Here is a 2,540-nt window from a genome sequence, read left to right on the forward strand (position 1 = left end):
GTAAGCGTGATCCGATAGCCGCGTGTGGCTATGCAGCCGCGGTTTGGGGCGGGTTTTCGGCCCATGCCCATGGCAGCATTTCGTCGATCTTTGAGATCGGGTGATCGGCGATGCGCGCGATGACGTCGGTGAGCCAGGCCTCGGGGTCGATGCCGTTGAAGCGGGCGGTCTCGATCAGGGTGTAGAGGATGGCGGCGCGCCGGCCGCCGGCGTCGGAACCGGCGAAGAGATAGTTCTTTCTTCCGAGCGTCAGAGGTCGGATGGCGCGTTCGGCGGCATTGTTTGAGATTTCGAGACGGCCGTCGTCGAGGAAGCGCGTGAGCGCGGCCCAACGCGATGTGGCGTAGCGGATCGCCTTGGCGAACTCGCTCTTGCCGCTGATCCTGGCCAGCATCGCATCGAGGAAGGTCCGCAGATCGGCCAGCAGCGGCGCGGATCGACGCTGCCGCACCGCGACGCGCTCGTGGGGCGAGCGCCCACGGATGTCGGCCTCGATTGCAAAGAGGTCGCGGACCAGACCGAGTGCTTTTTCTGCCGCCGGCGACTGCGTGGCGACGTGTATGTCGTAGAGCTTGCGCCTGGCATGGGCCCAACAGGCGACCTCGATCAGTGGCGCGGGCCCGCCGGTCGAAGCGTCAGGCTCATAGAGGCGACCGAAGCCCGCGTAGCCGTCGGCATGGAGATGGCCCTTGCATCCCGCGAGCAGCGTATGGGCGTGAACAGCGCCGCGATCGGGCGAGTAGAGATAGAAGGCCGCGGGCGGCGCGGTGGAGCCATAGGGCCGTTCATCGCGAACCGCCGCCCATAATCGGCCCGTCTTCGTTCGTCCGCGTCCCGGATCGAGCACGGGGACGGTGGTGTCGTCGGCGTGAACGGCGGGACCGGCGCGGACATGGCGCGCGATGCGCTCGGCGAGCGGTTCGAGCAGCGCTGCCATATGGCCGACCCAGCCCGCCATCACCGAGCGGTCGATCTCGACGCCCTCGCGGGCGTAGATCGCCGACTGGCGATGCAGGGGGAGATGGTCGCAGTATTTGGCGACGATCACATGCGCCAGCAGCGCTGGTCCCGGTCGGCCTTTCTCGATCGGCAGCGTCGGCATCGGCGCCTGCACGATGGTCTCGCAGGCGCGGCAGCTCATCCTCGGGCGCACGTGCAACACGCGCTTGAAGTGGGCCGGGACGTATTCCAGCACCTCGCGCTCGTCCGCGCCGATCCGACCGAACTTCGTGCCGCCGCACGCCGGGCAGACGCAAGGGGCGTCATGCATCACCGTCTCGATCGGCAGGTGCGATGGGAGAGGCGCGCGCACGGACGGCTTTTTCGTCGCCGGCGGCATGGCGCTTGCGCGCCCGGATCGGTCGCCCAGCGCGGATCGTTCGGCCTCGGTTTCCTCCAGGTCGCCGATCAGCAGTTCGAGTTGCTCGATCTGCGCGTCAAGCTTCTCAGACGAACGTCCAAAGCGAGCACGCCGCAAAACCGCCAACTGGAACTTCAGTTTCTCGACCAGCAGCGACTTGGCCTGGATTTCAGCTTCGAGCGCGACCAGGTTGCGCTGCAACTCGCTCGCAAAGCGGCGAAGCTCAGCAGGATCTTTCGGCAAATCAGCTGCGCCGCGCGACATGCCTCAGATTACCAAAAACACCTGATTTGCATAGCAAAGACAGGGCGTTCTCACGCAAAAATCGGCTGTTTCGCCTCTTCGGCCGCGATGGTTCTGCGCCAGTCGATCCCCTCGATCAGCAAGGCCAACTGGGCTGCGGTCAGGCGCATTCCGCCATCCACGATCGGCGGCCAGACGAAGCGTCCCTTCTCCAATCTCTTGGCGAACAGACACAGCCCAGAGCCATCCCAGGTCAGGATCTTCACATAATCGCCGCGCCGGCTGCGGAACACGATGACCGCGCCGGAATAGGCATCGACACGCAAGACCTGAGCCGCATCGGCGGCAAGACCGTCGAAGCCGCGACGCATGTCAGTCGGCTTGCAGGCGAGATAGACCTTCACACCCGGGGCTATCGCAAGCATCACAGATCGCCCAGAGCCGCCAGGACCCGGCGCAAGGCCTGCGCATCGACATCCGCATCGAGCGACACCCGCGCGCCGTTCGGCAGCGTGATCTCCATCGCGCCGCGACGTCCGCCCGAGCGCCGATCTCGCGGAGCACGCGACACCGGGACCGCCGGCGTGGTCAGCGCAGGCGTCGGCGCGACGATCTCCACCGGCACGAAGCCCGGCGTGGCGGCGGGCGCCAAAAGCAACGCACTGCTCCGCGGCCCGCGACGCCGGTCGAGCCAGCCTTCCTGCCCGCGACGGATCCACTTGAAGACCAGATTGGCGTTCACGCCATGCTGCCGCGCCGTCGCCGCCACGGACGCGCCAGGCGACAGAGCCTCGTCGACGATCCGCTGGCGCTCCTCAACGCTCCAGCTGCGCCGCTTACCCTCGATCATCGCCATCTGGTGTCCACCAAATCATCAGGTGGACACCTATCCCGCTACAAATGCTTCCGAACAGGCGGGCGTCAGATCACGCTTACG

Annotated in this window: 3 protein-coding genes; all 3 read right to left on the minus strand. The window is 66.3% G+C overall.

Features of this window, described 5'->3' with window-relative positions; all coding sequences use genetic code 11:
* Nucleotides 1-28 precede the first annotated feature (28 nt).
* The 3 genes from BW981_RS22140 to BW981_RS22150 are packed head-to-tail and all read right to left on the minus strand — an operon-like array spanning nt 29 to nt 2,459.
* Nucleotides 29-1,624 (minus strand): IS66 family transposase, encoded by a 1,596-nt coding sequence (locus tag BW981_RS22140; RefSeq protein ID WP_076443154.1) that lies wholly within the window; start codon nt 1,622-1,624, stop codon nt 29-31.
* A 50-nt stretch (nt 1,625-1,674) separates the two neighbouring features.
* Complete coding sequence (tnpB, locus tag BW981_RS22145) at nt 1,675-2,007, minus strand: IS66 family insertion sequence element accessory protein TnpB (RefSeq protein ID WP_244560421.1); 333 nt, start codon at nt 2,005-2,007, stop codon at nt 1,675-1,677.
* Nucleotides 2,008-2,027: 20 nt separating this feature from the next.
* Nucleotides 2,028-2,459, minus strand: a complete 432-nt coding sequence (locus BW981_RS22150) for an IS66-like element accessory protein TnpA (RefSeq protein ID WP_076443157.1) — start codon at nt 2,457-2,459, stop codon at nt 2,028-2,030.
* Nucleotides 2,460-2,540 lie beyond the last annotated feature (81 nt).

The sequence above is a fragment of the Allobosea sp. TND4EK4 genome, from assembly GCF_900156025.1.
Lineage (GTDB): Bacteria > Pseudomonadota > Alphaproteobacteria > Rhizobiales > Beijerinckiaceae > Allobosea.

Coding starts and splice junctions, on each gene's coding strand:
- BW981_RS22140 (WP_076443154.1), bottom strand. CDS start 1,624: ATGTCGCGCGGCGCAGCTGATTTGCCGAAAGATCCTGCTGAGCTTCGC.
- BW981_RS22150 (WP_076443157.1), bottom strand. CDS start 2,459: ATGGCGATGATCGAGGGTAAGCGGCGCAGCTGGAGCGTTGAGGAGCGC.